This window comes from Micromonospora sp. CA-263727, from assembly GCF_050942455.1.
Classification (GTDB): Bacteria; Actinomycetota; Actinomycetes; order Mycobacteriales; family Micromonosporaceae; genus Micromonospora.
The window spans coordinates 2,687,340-2,703,000 of record NZ_CP192031.1 but is presented as its reverse complement, the minus strand read 5'-3'; the positions used below and the strand labels follow the sequence as shown (position 1 = coordinate 2,703,000).

Here is a 15,661-nt window from a genome sequence, read left to right as displayed (position 1 = left end):
CCAGCCCGCATCGCAGAGAACCAAGGCCGTTACGCCTGCTCAAGCGGCCTTCACCGCTATCGCGGATCTCTATCGAGCTCCGTCACACCGGGTGCCGCCAAGCCACACGCACTCTTCGCCTGGGCGCAGGCAGGACGGCGATCGACCTCAGACCGTACGCTCGTACGGGCAAAATCACGTGTCAAAAGCCGATCAAAACATCCATAGGCATGAACAAAAAAGGCCAGCCGAGCTGGCCTTTCCTCAAAGTCGGGACGGCCGGATTCGAACCGACGACCCCTTGACCCCCAGTCAAGTGCGCTACCAAACTGCGCCACGTCCCGATGCCATCGCACGGCCTTGCCCGCGACAGCCGGTACAGCTTAGCGCAGGATCTCCCGCCCGCCGCAGAGGCCCCTCCCTCGCGATCGAGCATGACCACCCACACCCCCCCGCCAGGGCGTCCTAGGAGGCTGGGGTTCTGCGGGTGGCGCGTCGGTCGTGGAGCGGGGCAGGGCACGGGCAGGGCGGGGCGGTCAGCCGTGTGCTTTGCCTCGGCCGCCGGGGCCGAGCTTCTTACGCGGGCGTACCGAGATCTCGATCGGGCTGCCCTCGAAGCCGAACTCCTCGCGGAGTTTGCGCTCGACGAAACGCTGATAGCCGGCGTCCAGCGGACCGGTGGTGAAGAGCACGAACCGCGGCGGGGCCACACCGGCCTGGGTGGCGAAGAGGATCCGCGGTGCCCGTCCCCCGCGTACCGGGTGCGGGGTGGCCTGGACCAGGGCGGTGAGCCACGCGTTGAGCTGCGCGGTGGGGATCCGCGTCTCCCAGCTGGCCAGCGCCCGGTGCAGCGCGGCGGCGAGCTTGTCCACCGCCCGGCCGGTCTTCGCCGACAGGTTCAGCCGCAGCGCCCACGGGATCCGCCGCAGTTCCCGGTCGATCTCCTTGTCCAGGTAGTACCGGCGGTCCGTGTCGACCAGGTCCCACTTGTTGAAGGCGATCACCAGCGCCCGACCGGCCTCGGTGACCATCGACAGGATCCGCTGGTCCTGCTCGCTGATCGGCTCGCTGGAGTCGAGCAGCACCACCGCCACCTCGGCGGCCTCGATCGCCGAGGCGGTACGCAGGCTGGCGTAGTACTCGGTGCCGCTGGCCTTGCCGACCCGCTTGCGCAGCCCGGCCGTGTCCACCAGGTGCCAGGTTTCGCCGCCGATGGAGACCAGGCTGTCCACCGGGTCGACGGTGGTGCCGGCGACCGCGTCGACCACCGCGCGTTCCTCGCCGGAAAAGCGGTTCAGCAGGCTGGACTTGCCGACGTTCGGCCGGCCCACCAGGGCCACCCGGCGCGGGCCGCGCGGGCGGTATTCCACCACCTTCGGCGCCTCGGGCAGCGCCGCCAGGATGGCGTCGAGCAGGTCGCCGGAGCCCCGCCCGTGCAGCGCCGACACCGGGTGCGGCTCGCCGAGGCCGAGCGACCACAGCGAGGTGGCCTCCAGCTCGATGTTGGTGTTGTCGGCCTTGTTGGCCACCAGGATCACCGGTTTGGCGCTGCGGCGCAGCATCTTCACCGCCGCCTCGTCGACGTCGGTGGAGCCCACCATCGCGTCGACCACGAACAGCACCACGTCGGCGGTGACGACGGCCGCCTCGGCCTGCGCGGCGATCGCCGCCGCGCGGTCCTTCGCGTCCGGCTCCCAGCCGCCGGTGTCCACCACGGTGAACGCCCGACCGGACCACTGCGCGTCGTACGGGATCCGGTCCCGGGTCACCCCGGGAACGTCCTCGACCACCGCCTGACGGCGACCGATGATCCGGTTGACCAGCGTGGACTTGCCGACGTTGGGGCGGCCGACCACGGCCACCACCGGCTGCGGGCCGGTCGTTTCCTCGGTGTCCAGGTCCGGTTCCCGCAGTTCCACCCAACCGTCGTTGTCGCTCACGCCCACGCCTCGTTTCGCTGGCCGGCGACGCAGAGCACGCCGCCGCGCCGGATGGTTCGCTCGGTCACGCCACGCCCCGCTCGGTGAGCAGCGCCCGCAGCCGCGCCACGACCTCGTCGATGCCCAGCTCGGTGGTGTCCAGCACGACGGCGTCGGCCGCCTGGGCCAGCGGGTCGGCCTTGCGGGTCGAGTCCAGTTGGTCGCGGCGGGCCAGGTCGGCGGCGGTGGCGGCCACGTCGGCGGCGTTCTCGGCGCTGCGCCGGGCGGCGCGCGCCGCCGCCGAGGCGGTGAGGTAGACCTTCAGGTCGGCGTCGGGGGCCACCACGGAACCGATGTCGCGGCCCTCGACCACCATCCGGCCCGCCTTGGCGATCATGTCCCGTTGCCGGGCCACCAGCAGCGCCCGCACCGCCGGCACGGCGGCCACGGCGGAGACCGCCCCGGTCACCTCGGATCCACGGATCTCGGCGTCGATGCCGACCCCGTCGGCGGTCACCCCGTACCCGGCGGGGTCGGTGCCGATGCGCAGGTCGACCTCGCCGGCGACCTTGGCCACCGCCTCCGCGTCGGTGAGGTCGACCCCGGAGCGCAGCACCGCCCAGGTGATCGCCCGGTACATCGCGCCGGTGTCGAGGTAGCGGGCGCCGATGCCGGCGGCGAGCCGTCGGGAGACGGTGGACTTACCCGAACCGGACGGCCCGTCCACAGCGACCACGCAGCACCCGGCCGGTACGTTTTCCTCCACCGTTGTCCTCCTCAGCCCGTACCCCGCGTTTCGCCCCGTCGGCGGACGCGAGCGGTCGACCACACGTCGTCAATCATGCCCGGCACGGCGGCGCACGGCCTGCCGACCCCCGCCGGGCCGCCAGGCAGCCTACCCCTGCGCCGTACCCGCGACCGCGGGGTCAGTCACCCACGGCCTTGAACAGGGCGGCGACCTCCGCGTTGGTCAGCCGCCGGGTGCGCCCGGCGCGCAGGTCGCCCAGCCGGATCGGCCCGATGGAGGTACGCACCAGCCGGCTCACCGGGTGGCCGACCTCGGCGAGCAGCCGTCGTACGATGTGTTTGCGCCCTTCGTGCAGGGTCAGTTCGACCTGGGCGGTACGCCCCAGACTGTCCACCACCCGGAACGCGTCGACGGTCACCGGGCCGTCCTCCAGCTCGACGCCGGCCGCGAGCCGCTTGCCGAGGTTGCGGGGGATCGGCCCGGACACCTCGCAGAGGTACGTCTTCGGCACCCCGTAGGAGGGGTGCATCAGCCGGTGCGCCAGGGTGCCGTCGTTGGTGAGCAGCAGCAGGCCCTCGCTGTCCGCATCGAGCCGCCCGACGTGGTAGACCCGCTGCTCGACCCGGTTGCCGATGAAGTCGGCCAGCGCGGTGCGCCCCTTCTCGTCGGCCATTGTGGAGACCACACCGCGTGGCTTGTTCATCGCCAGGTACACCAGCCGGGTGTCGGCCACCAGCCGCTCGCCGTCGACGTGGATGACCGCGGTGGTCGGGTCGACCTTGTCGCCGAGCTGCGCCACCCGCCCGTTGACCGTCACCCGCCGACGGAAGATCAGGTCTTCGCAGGCGCGTCGGGAGCCGACACCGGCGGCGGCGAGCACCTTCTGCAGGCGTTCGGCGGCGGTGTAGACGGGCGCGTCCGGGGAGGGGGTGCGGTTATCGCGTGGCATCGGCAAGCTCTTCTACGTCGTCGGGGAGGAACGGGGCCAGGGGCGGCAGGTCGTCGAGGCTGTTCAGACCGAGCTTCTCCAGGAACATCGTGCTCGTCCGGTACAGATAGGCCCCGCTGTCCGACTCGGTGCCGCATTCCTCGATCAGCCCTCGGGTCACCAGGGTACGGATGACCCCGTCGCAGTTGACACCGCGGATGGCGGAGATCCGTGACCGGGTCACCGGCTGCTTGTACGCGACCACGGCCAGTGTCTCCAGCGCGGCCTGGGTCAGCCGGACCGACTGCCCGTCGAGCACGAACCGTTCGACGTAGGTGGCGTATTCCGGCCGGGTGTAGAGCCGCCAGCCGCCAGCCGCCCGGCGCAGCTCGAAGCCGTGGCCGGCAGCGGTGTAGCCGGCGGCGATCTCGTCCAGCATCGGGCCGATCCGCTCGGCGGGCTGTTCGAGCACCTGGGCCAGGGTCAGTTCGCTGACCGGCTCGTCCACCACCAGCAGGATCGCCTCCAGCGCGCCGCGCAACTCCGCGTCGTCGAGCACCGGCGGCGGCTCGGGCAGCGCCCGCGCCCGCCCTCCCGTCCGCTTGCGCCCCGCCGCAGCCCCTTCCCCCGCCCCGACACTCTCCCCCGGCGCGGCACTCTCCTCCGCCCCGGCACTCCCCTCCGGCGCGGCACCAGCGATCGTCTCCGCCGCCGGCTCCACGGCCGGCTCTGCGACACCTTCCGCCGCCGCACGCCCCTCGGCCTGCTCGTCGCTCGCGCTCTCGTCCGTCGAAACCCTGGTATGGGGCTGCCCCTGGGAGGGCACCTTCGCACCGAGATCCGCGGACGGCTCGGGGCTGCGTTGCCAGGGTGGGATCCAGGCGGCGGCCTGGTCGGCCAGCGAATCCCGGCGCTCCTCGTTGCTCATCCGGATCGCTCCTCCGTCGTTCCCGTCCCGTCCGCGCGGACCGCCGCGTCCAGCGCCGTCGCGTGCAGGCCCGCCGCCTCCGGCGCCGCTGTGTCCGGTCCCGCCGAGACTGGCGCCGTCGTTTCCAGCCCGTCCACGACCGCGTCACCCGCGAGCGCCTCGCCCACGACCGGGTCGGGGTGGGGCCCATCCGTCGGCTCGGGTGGGGTGCCGGCGTACTCGTCGATGGCCAGGGTCGGGCTGGCGTCGGCGGGACCGGTCCAGCGTACGGTCAGCTCCTCCAGGGCCTGCTCCTGGACGAAGGCCACCACGCCCTGCCGGTACAGCTCCAGCAGGGCGAGGAAGCGGGCGACCACCTCCAGGGTGGCGTCGCAGTCGGCGCAGAGCAGCGAGAAGGTGGCGACGCCGGCCCGGCGCAGCCGCTCGGCGATGATTTCCGCGTGTTCCCGGACGCTGACCCGCACCATGTGCACGTGGGCGATGGAGACCTCGGGCACCGGCTTCGGGGTCATCGCCTTGACGGCCAGCTTGAGCAGTCGCTGCGGGCCGATGCCGAGCACGAGATCCGGCAGCGCCTCGGCGAAGCGGGCTTCCAGGGTGACCGCGCGGGGATAGCGTCGCCCGCCGACCTCCTCCAGCCCGGCGATGTGCGCCGCCGCCTCCTTGTACGCCTTGTACTGCAGCAGCCGGGCGAAGAGCAGGTCCCGCGCCTCCAGCAGGGCGAGGTCCTCCTCGTTCTCCACCTCGGCGGCGGGCAGCAGCCGGGCCGCCTTCAGGTCGAGCAGGGTGGCGGCGACGAGCAGGAACTCGCTCGCCTCGTCCAGGTCCCAGTCGTCGCCCATCGCCCGGATGTAGGCGATGAACTCGTCGGTGACCTGGTGCAGGGCGACCTCGGTGACGTCGAGCTTGTGTTTGCCGATCAGTTGCAGCAGCAGGTCGAACGGCCCGGTGAAGTTCGCCAGCCGTACGGTGAATCCGCCGCCGTCGGCCGGCTGGCCGTCACCGCTGTCAGCCTCCGCGACGGCCGGTGACGCCGGCCCGTCGGCCGCGGTGGAGTCAGCCGCCGGGGGCGGGGGCTCCGCCGCGGCGGCCGGGTCGAGGGGCGGCGCGTTCACGCCGACGACCGTAGTCCACGGCCTGGACACCTGGGGTTACCGGTCTACCGCTCCGCCTGCGCGGCGATCACCTCGCGCGCCAGCTGACGGTAGTTGCGGGCGCCGGAGGACGCCGGGTCCAGCGTGGTGATCGGGGCGCCGGCGACGGTGGACTCGGGGAACTTGACGGTCTTGGTGATCACCGTCTGGTAGACCTTGTCGCCGAACGCCTCCACCACCCGTTGGAGCACCTGCCGGCAGTGGGTGGTGCGGCTGTCGTACATGGTGGCGAGGATGCCCTCAAGCTCCAGGTCGAAGTTGAGCCGCTCGCGTACCTTGTCGATGGTGTCCAGCAGCAGGGCCACGCCGCGGAGGCTGAAGAACTCGCACTCCAGCGGGATGAGCACGCCGTGCGCGACGGTCAACGCGTTGATCGCCAGCAGGCCGAGCGACGGCTGGCAGTCGATCAGGATGTAGTCGTACTCCTTGCGGACGCTCTTGAGCACCCGGGCCAGGGCCATCTCGCGGGCGACCTCGTTGACCAGCTGGATCTCGGCGGCGGAGAGGTCGATGTTGGCCGGCAGCAGGTGCAGCCCGGCCACGTCGGTCTTGATCAGGACGTCGTCGGCGGTGACGTCGTCCTGCATCAGCAGGTTGTAGACCGACAGGTCCAGGTTGTGCGGGTTGACGCCCAGCCCGACCGAGAGCGCGCCCTGCGGGTCGAAGTCGACCAGCAGCACCTTGCGGCCGTACTCGGCGAGCGCGGCGCCGAGGTTGATGGTCGTGGTGGTCTTGCCGACCCCGCCCTTCTGGTTGGCCATCGCGATGATCCGGGCCGGGCCGTGCCGGTCGGTCGGCATCGGCTCGGGGATCGGCTTGCGCATCGTGTAGGCGGCCGGGTCGGCGGGGCCCAGGTCCGTGCCGAGGGCGTTCTGCTGTTCGCGGAGCTCCGACGTCCAGGTCTCGGCACGGTCACCGTTGCCAGCCATGTCCTCGTTGCCCCCTCCCGACGACCATCCGGCGTCGGAGCCGCCCAACGTCCTTAGCGGCGCCGCTGCGCGCCCCGTCATCCTGCCGCGAGGGCCGCGCCGATGCCGACTGTACGCCACCGGCGAGCAGGGCGTTCGGCACCCGCTCGGCGTGTCGGCCGACGGCACCGACCAGCGGCGCCCGCCCCGCACCAGCGGAATCGGACCCCCGCCACCGGAGCCGGCCGGCGGCGGGTCAGCCCCGCGCCCGCGGGTGGGCGGTGGCGTAGACCTCACGCAGCCGTTCGACGGTGACCAGAGTGTAGACCTGGGTGGTGGTGACCGAGGCGTGGCCGAGCAGTTCCTGCACCACCCGCACGTCGGCGCCACCGTCGAGCAGGTGCGTGGCGTACGAGTGACGCAACGTGTGCGGTGAGACGGCCTGCGGCCCCTGCACGGTCAGGCCGGCCCGGGCCGCGGCGCGGCGCAGGATGGTCCAGGCGCCCTGCCGGGTCAGCGGACCGCCCCGTGAGTTGAGGAAGACCGCCGGGGTGCCCCGGCCGGCGGCGGCCAGTCCCGGTCGGGCCCGTACCAGGTACGCGACCAGCGCCCGCAGCGCGTACCCGCCGATCGGCACCAGCCGGTTGCGCCCGCCCTTGCCGCGCAGCAGCGCCACCCCGTCCTCGACGTCCACGTCGTCCACGACGACGCCGACGGCCTCGGAGATGCGCGCTCCGGTGCCGTACAGGAACTCCAGCAGGGCCCGGTCGCGCAGCGCCAGTGGCGCGCCGTCCCCGGTCGCCTCCACCGGGCCGGCGCTCTCCAGCAGCCGGACCACGTCGTCGAGCGGCAGCGCGCGGGGCAGCCGGCGGGGTGGGGTGGGCGGTCGCACGTCGCGGCTCGGGTCGGCGCCGGCCAGCCCCTCGCGCAGCGCGAACCGGTGCAGGCCGCGGACGGCGCTGGCGGCGCGGGCGGCCGAGGAGACGGCGAGCGGCGGATACCCGCCGCCACCGGCGCGCAGCCGGGCCAGGTGGCGTTCGATCTCGCCGGCCGAGACCGAGGCCAGGTCGGTCACCCCGGCGGCGGCCAGCGAGCCGAGGTACCGCTCGAGGTCCCGGCGGTACGACGCGAGCGTGTTCGCGGCCAGTCCACGTTCGACGGTGAGGTGGTCCAGGTAGCCGCGCACGGCACGGCGCAGGGCCGGCGCGGGCTGGTGGCCCGCGTCGGCCCTGTCCGCTGCGGCGGTCGGTGGCTGGTCGGTCAGGCCAGCACCTCGGCCAGGGGCAGGGTGGGCAGGTCGTGCGCCTCCGCGACCGGTCCGTAGACGACGCGTCCGTCGTGGGTGTTCAGGCCCAGCGCCAGCGCCGGGTCGCGGCGCGACGCCTCGCGCCAGCCGTGGTTGGCCAGTTCCAGGGCGTACGGGAGGGTGACGTTGGTCAGCGCGTAGGTGCTGGTGTTCGGCACCGCGCCGGGCATGTTCGCCACGCAGTAGAAGATCGAGTCGTGCACCCGGTAGACCGGGTCGGCGTGCGTGGTGGGCCGGGAGTCCTCGAAGCAGCCGCCCTGGTCGATGGCGATGTCGACCAGCACGCTGCCGGGCTTCATCCGGGAGACCAGCTCGTTGGAGATCAGCTTCGGGGCCTTCGCGCCGGGCACCAGCACCGCGCCGATGACCAGGTCCGCGTCCAGCACCGCCCGCTCGATCTCGTACGCGTTGGAGGCGACGGTCTGTAGGTGACCGCGGTAGATGGCGTCGGCCTGCCGTAGCCGGCCGACGTTCTTGTCCAGCAGCAGCACCTCGGACTGGAGGCCGAGGGCGATCGCGGCGGCGTTCATGCCGGAGACGCCGGCGCCGATGACCACGGTCTTGGCCGCGTAGACGCCGGAGACGCCGCCGGGCAGCACGCCCCGGCCACCGCCGGTGCGCATCAGGTAGAAGGCGCCGACCTGCGGGGCGAGCCGGCCGGCCACCTCGGACATCGGGGCGAGCAGCGGCAGCGACCGGTCGGGCAGCTCGACGGTCTCGTAGGCGATGCCGGTGACCCTGCGGTCGAGCAGCGCCTGGGTGCAGTCCCGGGAGGCGGCCAGGTGCAGGTAGGTGAAGAGCACCTGCCCGTCGCGCATCCGGTGGTACTCCTCGGCCACCGGCTCCTTGACCTTGAGCACCAGTTCGGCGGCGTCCCACACCTCGTCGGCGCTGTCCAGGATCTTGGCGCCGGCCGCGGCGAACTCCTCGTCGGTGATGCTCGACCCGATCCCCGCGCCGGCCTCGACGAAGACCTGGTGACCGCCGCGGGTGAACTCGTTGACGCCCGCGGGCGTGATCGCCACGCGGTACTCGTGGTTCTTGACCTCGCGTGGGATGCCGACCTTCACGATGCAGACACCTCTCTTCGGGGACCGTTCTCCCCGGGTGTGCGGTGCCGCGGCGGCCCCTTTGCCGCCCCGGTCAACCGGTCCCGCCGGCGGCAGTCTAGGCGCGACCGCACGTCGCCGGAGCCTGCACTGTGACACCTGGTGGCCGCTGGCGCTGACGATGTGTCAGGTGTGGAACCGGACCGCCGGTGTGACGCCCGCCTCGACCGGCAGGACGCTCTTCGTTCGTCATCGTCCCACTTGGGGCGTCCCGGTGCGATACCGATCGGGCGCATCACTATTGTGTCGCCTCATGACTACTCCTCCTATTCAGCCGGAGCACCCTCAGGGCGTCTCCGACAAGAGCAAGGTCGTCGCGGGGGTCCTGGGCATCCTGCTGGGCGGCATCGGCGCCGGCCGGTTCTACACGGGCCACATCAAGCTCGGCGTGCTTCAGCTCGTCGTGAGTGTCTGCACGTTCGGCGCCGGCGCTCTCTGGGGCCTCATCGACGGGATCCTGATCCTGGTCAACGGTGGCGTCGACGCGCAGGGCCGCCCGCTGCGCGACTGATCTGTGCAACCACGCGCAGGGGCCGGGCGGATTCTCCGCCCGGCCCCTGCGCTTCGCGTACGCCGGTCAGCGCGGCAGCGGGGTCTCCGGCCGGCGCAGCACCGACCAGCCGGCGTCGCGGGCCCGGGCGGCGGCGAGCAGCCCGGCCACGCAGGACGCGTTGGTGATCTCGCCGGCCAGCGCCATGCCGACCGCCTCGTCCAGGTCGATCCGGACGATCTGCAGGTCGGCCTCCTCGTCGTGCCGGTCGTGCCGCTGCGCCGCCGGCACCTCGCCGAGGTCCCGGGCCAGGAAGACCCGGACCAGCTCGTTGGTGAACCCGGGTGAGCTGTGCAGGTCGACCAGCACGTCGAACCGGCCGGCGGTGAGGTCGACCTCCTCGGCCAGCTCCCGCGCCGCGGTCACCGCCGGATCCTCGCCGGCCACATCGGTCAACCCGGCCGGCAGCTCCCACAGCCGCCGGCCGACCGGCTGGCGGTACTGGCGGATCAGCACCACCTGGCCGGCGTCGTCCAGCGCCACCACCGCCACCGCCCCGACATGCCGGACGTGGTCGCGTACCGCGGTGCCGCCGCCCGGCATGCTCACCTCCTCGGTGACCACGTCGAAGATCCGGCCGCGGTAGCGCACCTCACGCGACCGCACCTCGTAGCGGTGCTCGACCGCGCTCACCGGACCACCGCCGCGGCGCACGTCCCGGTGCCGCGCGGCACCGCTCGCCCAGCCGGTCCGTTCACGACGCGGCGGCCGCCGCCGCGGCGGTGTCGTTGCGGGTGACCCGCTCCACCGTGGCCCCGTCGAGGTCGACCGGCAGCTGGTCGGCCTGGGAGTACGCCACCGCGGCCTGGACGAAGGCGGCGAAGAGCGGGTGCGGCCGGGTCGGGCGGCTCTTGAGCTCCGGGTGCGCCTGGGTGGCCACGAAGAACGGGTGCAGGTCGCGGTCCAGCTCGACGAACTCGACCAGCCGGCCGTCCGGCGAGGTGCCCGAGATGTGCAGCCCGGCCTTGGTCAGCTGGTCACGGTAGGCGTTGTTCACCTCGTACCGGTGTCGGTGCCGCTCGCTGACCTCGGTGCTGCCGTACGCCTCGGCGACGATCGAGCCCTCGGCGAGCGCCGCCGGGTACGCGCCGAGCCGCATGGTGCCGCCCAGGTCGCCCTTGCCGGCGACGATCTCCTCCTGGTCGGCCATGGTGGCGATGACCGGGTGCACGGCCTCCTCGTCGAACTCCAGCGAGTTGGCGCCGTCCAGGCCGGCCAGGTGCCGGGCCACCTCGATGGTCATGCACTGCAGGCCGAGGCAGAGGCCGAGCAGCGGGATGCCGTTCTCCCGGGCGTACCGGGCGGTGCCGATCTTGCCTTCGATGCCGCGTACGCCGAACCCGCCGGGGATGACGATGCCGTCGACGCCGGCCAGGGCCGCCGCCGCGCCGGCCGGGGTCACGCACTCGTCGCTGGGCACCCAGCGCAGCTGCACCCGGGCCCGGTGGCCGAAGCCGGCGGCCCGGATCGCCTCGCTGACCGACAGGTACGCGTCGGGCAGGTCGACGTACTTGCCGACCAGGGCGACGGTGACCGTGCGCCGTGGCTGGTGCACCCGCTCCAGCAGGTCGTCCCAGCCGCCCCAGTCCACGTCGCGGAAGGAGAGCCCGAGCCGGCGCACCACGTACGCGTCGAGCCCCTCCCGGTGCAGCACCCTCGGGATGTCGTAGATGCTGGGCGCGTCCGGCGCGGCGATGACCGCCTCGGCGTCGACGTCGCAGTAGAGGGACAGCTTGTGCTTGAGCTTGTCCGGGATGTCCCGGTCGGAGCGGCAGACGATGGCGTCGGGCTGGATGCCGATGTTGCGCAGCTGGGCCACCGAGTGCTGGGTCGGCTTGGTCTTCAGCTCACCGGAGGGGGCCAGGTACGGCACCAGCGAGACGTGCAGGTAGAAGCAGTTGTCCCGGCCCAGGTCGTGGCGGACCTGCCGGATCGCCTCCAGGAACGGCAGCGACTCGATGTCGCCGACCGTGCCGCCGACCTCGGTGATCACCACGTCCGGGGTGCGTCCGTCGTCGTCCGGGTCGGCCATCGCCAGGATCCGCGACTTGATCTCGTTGGTGATGTGCGGGATCACCTGGACGGTGTCGCCCAGGTACTCACCGCGGCGCTCCTTGGCGATCACGTCGGAGTAGATCTGGCCGGTGGTGACGTTCGCCTTGCCGGAGAGCGCCCGGTCCAGGAAACGCTCGTAGTGGCCGACGTCGAGGTCCGTCTCCGCGCCGTCCTCGGTCACGAAGACCTCGCCGTGCTGGAAGGGGTTCATCGTTCCCGGGTCGACGTTGAGGTACGGGTCGAGTTTCTGCATCACCACGCGAAGCCCTCGCGCGGTGAGCAGATTGCCGAGGCTGGAGGCGGTCAGCCCCTTACCCAGCGAGGAGGCGACGCCCCCGGTGACGAATATGTGCCTGGTCGTCCGTGCTGAAGGGGCCAAGGCCTGCTCCCGTGTCGTCCGTCGCGGTCGTGCAGACCGCCGAGCCGATCAACGAAGTGATCACGCGATCCACGGGACTCCACGGTAACACCTCCCCGGCGGCGTGCTGGTGCCGCACCCGAGGTACCCGTCACCGGGTCACCCGGTCGCGACCTCGGCCGATGAACGCACGGCCCGCCCGCGCCCGCGTCCGGCGCCGCCCGGCTTCGTGGCCACCGACCCGGGCCGCTGCGTACCGCCGCTGCCCGGGGCCACTTCGTCCGTGCCGCCGGCCGTCGCGTGATCCGCGTCGCCGTCGGCCGCGGCGCCGCCGGCCGGCCGGGCCGGGACGGGCCGGGTCCGGTCCGCGGAGTGGTCGAGCACCCGCAACGCGGACAGCGCCGCCACCGGCACCACCAGGGCCGCGGCCGCACCGGCCACGTCCAACGCCGAGGCGCCCAGCACACCGCCCACCCCGGCGGCCACGCCGGTGCCCGCCATCGCCGCCCGGATCGCCGGATAGATGCCGAAGAGCCGCATCAGCCCACCCCACGGCTGTAGCAACGCGAACCAGACCAGCAGCGCACCGGCCAGGGCCAGCACGGTCAGCGGGCTGTTGACCAGAGTGTCGAAATTGGAGGCGCTGGAACGCTGCACGGTCAGCCCACCGGTGCCGTCACCCAGCGCGGCGAGGAACCGGCCCAGGCTGCCCCGCTCGGCGGGCGAACGGCCCAGGTCCAGCACCGCGAAGCCGACCGTCACCGCCAGCCCGGCCATGGCCGCCCAGGCGAGCCGGGTCAGGGTCAGCCAACCACCGGCACTGATCGCCGCGGCCACGCTCACCCCGGCGGTCAGCGCGATCGCGCCAATCGAGTCGGCACCCAGGTACGGGCTGCCGACCACCACCACGGCGACACCGCCCGCAGCCACCATGACCATCGGCCGCCACCCACGGCGTACCTGCTGGGCGAGCCAGCCCGCGCTCAACAGGGCCCCGGCGATGAACACCCCGAGCCCGACGGTGCCGAGTCCCGCGTACCGGCCCCCCTCCAAGGCGGAGTAGCCGATCACACCGTTGAGTTGCAGTCGCGCGCCAGTGATCACGTCCAGGCCGATGGCCAGCGTGGTCAACCCGGCCACCGCGCCGAGCGGACCGAGGGTGGTGCGGTAGCCCGGGGAGAGCCGCACCAGCAGCGTCGCGGCGGCCAGCAGCGCGGCGGTCAGCCCGGCGAAGGTGGCCGCCGGATGCTGATTGCGCCACCACGGCACGGCCTCGGTGAGCAGGGCCGCCGGCACCGCCAACGCGGCGGCCACCAGCAGCACCTCCACGGTTTCCACCACCCGCCGGGGCACCGGCTTCGGACCGTACGGCCCGGCGTGCCGGCGGGCCCGCCGCAGCAACGGCAGCACCGCCACCGCGAGCGCCACCTGGACGGCGGCCAGCAGCGTGAAGAACCTGCCGGCCACCTCCCGTTGGGCTGCGGCCTCCCGGTCCGCGTCGGCGGGCTCGGCGATCGCGGCGGAGAGGTCGTCCGGCCGGCCACCGACCGACTCCGCGGAGCGGCCGAGGAACGGTCGGTCCGGCATCGGGCGACCCAGCGCGGCCAGTGCGGTCGGCGCCAGGTCGACCAGTTGCAGGTAGCCGCGACGGCTGGTGCTGGGCGAGGTCAGCCAGCCGTTCTCCCAGCCGGGACCGTCGGCGATGGCCACGTGCAGCCGGGACGGCCGCTCGGTGTCGGAGATCCCCGCCACGATCACCAGGGACTGCGGCGGTCGGCCGGCGAGCACCCGGGCGAGTTGCGCATCGGCGGCGCGGGCGGCCGCCGCGCGCGCCGCCGGGTCCGCGCCGGCGACCGTGCCGAGATCGACGATGCTGAGCACACAGGAGCCGAGCAGCTCGGCCGGATCCTCCGGCAGGGTCGGCTCGTACCGGTCGACCCGGCCGAACGGCCGGGCCGCGGCCACCGCCGCCCCGGGACCGACCGCCACCGAGCAACGCACCGACTCCGACAGCGCGCCGGGCACCGTGCCCCAGGAGAGCCGGTCCTGGTTGTACCGGACGATGCCCTCCTGTTCCGGCAGGTTGGCGCCGATCAGGTCGGGCCGCTCCACCCGCACCTCCAGGGGCGGGCACTGCCCGTCCGACCGGCTCCCCGTCCACGCGGCGAAGCTGCCCGCCCCGAGGGTCGACCAACCGTCCACCGGGCAGGTGGGCCAGCGCGCCGAACGCACCGACAACGACCCGATGGAGCCGTCCCGGGCCAGCTGCCAGAGCGTCGGAGTGCCCTGCGGATCCACGTCCTCCCAGCGCAGCCCGGCCACCCCGACCAGCACCACGTAGTCCGCGGTACGCCGCGGCGGCGGCGTCTGCGGACCGGCCGCCAGCGCGGTGATGCCGAGCGCCACCACGACCAGGGTGAGCAGGATCGGAGCTATTCGGCGCAGCATCACCGGCGTCCCGTCGACGGCGCGTCGGCGTCCGGCGTGGCCGGCCCGGGGGCCAGCTCGGCGTAGAGCGCGACCAGTTGGGCGACGGTCTCCGCCTCGGTGGGCCAGGTCTCCGCCCGCGCCGCACCGCGCCGGCCCAGCTCGGCCCGGCCCGGCCCGTCGTCGAGCAGGCCCCGCACCGCCGCGTCGACCGCGTCGACATCGCCCGGCGGCACCAGCACCACGGCGTCACCCACCAGCTCCGGCAGCCCACCCACCGCGGTCGCCACCAGCGGTACGCCGGCCCGCATCGCCTCCTGCGCGAACAGCTGGCGGGCCTCCCAGTCGCTGGTCACCACGGCCAGATCCGCGCCGGCCAGCAGGTCGGCCACGTCGGTGCGGTGCCCGAGCAGGGTCACCGGGGCGCGGGCCGCGCTGATCCGGGCGGCCAGCGGCAGGTAGGCCGGACCGCTGCCGGCGATCACCACCGCCGGGGGCGGCGTGCGATCCCGCCACCGGGCGGCGGCGTCCACCAGCACGTCGTACCGCTTCTGCGGGTGCAACCGGCCCACCGACAGGATCAACGGCTGCTCCGCGGCGACGGCGAACTCGGCCCGTACGGCGGCGCGACGCCGGCTCGGCGCGGGCAGCGCGGGAGCGGCCACCGGCGCCAGCCGGGCATCCGTCGCGCCCAGCGCGGCGGCCCGTTCCACCAGGTCCCCGGAGGCGCCGAGAGTGACCCGGGCGCCCCGGGCCACGATCCGCTCGACCAGCCGGGACAGGCCGCCACGCAGACCACCGGCGAGCACCGCGTTGTGCCAGGTGACCACGAGCGGGGCGGCGGGCCGGGCCAGCACCGCGACCAGCCCGGCGCGCAGCCCATGGGCGTGCAGCACGCCGACCCGCTCGCCGGCCAGCGCCCGCCGCAGCGCGGCCACCGCCCGGGCGTCGGCCGGGGTGGGCGTGGCCGGGATCTCCACCGGCCGGAACCGGGCGCCGGCGGCCACGAAGTCGAACTGCTCCTGGGTCGCCGCCGGCCCGCAGACCAGCACCGACTCCCCCGCGGCGGTCAGCCCGCGGGCCAGCGCGCGCACATGCTGCCCGACCCCACCGGTGCTGGAGGCGAGCAACAGCACCACCGTGCCCCGCCGGCCGGTGAACGACGGTTCACTCCTCGCGCTCACCGAGCTGGCCCTCCGCTCGCGACTGCGGTACTCCGCTGCGCTGCGTTCCCCGCGCTCACCGGGCCAACCTTCCGTTCCCGACTGCGGTACTCCGCTGCGCTGCGTTCC

General features: G+C 73.5%; 12 protein-coding genes, 1 tRNA gene and 1 pseudogene. 1 reads left to right on the top strand and 13 read right to left on the bottom strand.

The genetic code is table 11. The annotated features are described in order from the left end of the window. Positions 1-249 precede the first annotated feature (249 nt). The 9 genes and pseudogenes from ACQPYA_RS12210 to ald form a co-directional block, all read right to left on the bottom strand. Positions 250-323: transfer RNA gene (locus ACQPYA_RS12210), tRNA-Pro, on the bottom strand. Between the two features lie 192 nt (positions 324-515). Continuing rightward, positions 516-1,919: a ribosome biogenesis GTPase Der gene (der, locus tag ACQPYA_RS12205; RefSeq protein ID WP_433532712.1), complete on the bottom strand. Its 1,404-nt coding sequence runs from the start codon at positions 1,917-1,919 to the stop codon at positions 516-518. Positions 1,920-1,983: 64 nt separating this feature from the next. Further along, positions 1,984-2,664: a (d)CMP kinase gene (cmk, locus tag ACQPYA_RS12200; protein ID WP_433532711.1), complete on the bottom strand. Its 681-nt coding sequence runs from the start codon at positions 2,662-2,664 to the stop codon at positions 1,984-1,986. 160 nt (positions 2,665-2,824) lie between these two features. Continuing rightward, the gene (locus ACQPYA_RS12195; protein ID WP_433532710.1) at positions 2,825-3,595 is read right to left on the bottom strand and encodes a pseudouridine synthase; all 771 of its coding nucleotides are present in this window, start codon (positions 3,593-3,595) and stop codon (positions 2,825-2,827) included. Next, positions 3,582-4,502 carry an SMC-Scp complex subunit ScpB gene (scpB, locus tag ACQPYA_RS12190; RefSeq protein ID WP_433532709.1) on the bottom strand — a complete coding sequence of 307 codons (921 nt, stop codon included), beginning with the start codon at positions 4,500-4,502 and terminating at the stop codon, positions 3,582-3,584. Before scpB ends, ACQPYA_RS12195 begins: the two co-directional genes overlap by 14 nt. Beyond that, positions 4,499-5,636 (bottom strand): annotated as a pseudogene (locus tag ACQPYA_RS12185) (segregation and condensation protein A). The gene scpB and the pseudogene ACQPYA_RS12185 overlap by 4 nt, the downstream one beginning before the upstream one ends. Before the next feature lie 25 nt (positions 5,637-5,661). Then, entirely contained in the window at positions 5,662-6,585 is a 924-nt protein-coding gene (locus tag ACQPYA_RS12180) for a ParA family protein (protein WP_433532708.1), read from the bottom strand. Between the two features lie 235 nt (positions 6,586-6,820). Next, positions 6,821-7,828: a tyrosine recombinase gene (locus ACQPYA_RS12175; RefSeq protein ID WP_433533482.1), complete on the bottom strand. Its 1,008-nt coding sequence runs from the start codon at positions 7,826-7,828 to the stop codon at positions 6,821-6,823. Beyond that, on the bottom strand, positions 7,825-8,940 hold the full coding sequence (ald, locus tag ACQPYA_RS12170) for an alanine dehydrogenase (protein WP_433532707.1): 1,116 nt from the start codon (positions 8,938-8,940) through the stop codon (positions 7,825-7,827). The genes ACQPYA_RS12175 and ald overlap by 4 nt, the downstream gene beginning before the upstream one ends. Positions 8,941-9,232: 292 nt before the next feature. Between ald and ACQPYA_RS12165 the strand changes: the two genes are divergently transcribed. Next, the gene (locus tag ACQPYA_RS12165; protein WP_433532706.1) at positions 9,233-9,490 is read left to right on the top strand and encodes an NINE protein; all 258 of its coding nucleotides are present in this window, start codon (positions 9,233-9,235) and stop codon (positions 9,488-9,490) included. Between the two features lie 66 nt (positions 9,491-9,556). On the opposite strand, the gene ACQPYA_RS12160 is transcribed toward ACQPYA_RS12165, so the two are convergent. From ACQPYA_RS12160 to ACQPYA_RS12145, 4 genes are all read right to left on the bottom strand, one after another. Beyond that, positions 9,557-10,162: an NUDIX domain-containing protein gene (locus ACQPYA_RS12160; protein ID WP_433532705.1), complete on the bottom strand. Its 606-nt coding sequence runs from the start codon at positions 10,160-10,162 to the stop codon at positions 9,557-9,559. 61 nt (positions 10,163-10,223) lie between these two features. Beyond that, the gene (locus ACQPYA_RS12155) at positions 10,224-11,963 is read right to left on the bottom strand and encodes a CTP synthase (protein WP_433532704.1); all 1,740 of its coding nucleotides are present in this window, start codon (positions 11,961-11,963) and stop codon (positions 10,224-10,226) included. Between the two features lie 138 nt (positions 11,964-12,101). Then, a complete protein-coding gene (locus ACQPYA_RS12150; RefSeq protein ID WP_433532703.1) occupies positions 12,102-14,390 on the bottom strand; it encodes a hypothetical protein in 2,289 nt (762 codons plus the stop codon). After that, positions 14,390-15,553, bottom strand: a complete 1,164-nt coding sequence (locus tag ACQPYA_RS12145; RefSeq protein ID WP_433532702.1) for a glycosyltransferase family 4 protein — start codon at positions 15,551-15,553, stop codon at positions 14,390-14,392. The genes ACQPYA_RS12150 and ACQPYA_RS12145 overlap by 1 nt, the downstream gene beginning before the upstream one ends. Positions 15,554-15,661 lie beyond the last annotated feature (108 nt).

Excerpts from the sequence above, each read along its gene's own strand:
- ACQPYA_RS12165 (WP_433532706.1), top strand. The coding sequence starts at position 9,233 with ATGACTACTCCTCCTATTCAGCCGGAGCACCCTCAGGGCGTCTCCGAC.
- ACQPYA_RS12150 (WP_433532703.1), bottom strand. The coding sequence starts at position 14,390 with ATGCTGCGCCGAATAGCTCCGATCCTGCTCACCCTGGTCGTGGTGGCG.
- scpB (WP_433532709.1), bottom strand. The coding sequence starts at position 4,502 with ATGAGCAACGAGGAGCGCCGGGATTCGCTGGCCGACCAGGCCGCCGCC.
- ACQPYA_RS12195 (WP_433532710.1), bottom strand. The coding sequence starts at position 3,595 with ATGCCACGCGATAACCGCACCCCCTCCCCGGACGCGCCCGTCTACACC.
- ACQPYA_RS12180 (WP_433532708.1), bottom strand. The coding sequence starts at position 6,585 with ATGGCTGGCAACGGTGACCGTGCCGAGACCTGGACGTCGGAGCTCCGC.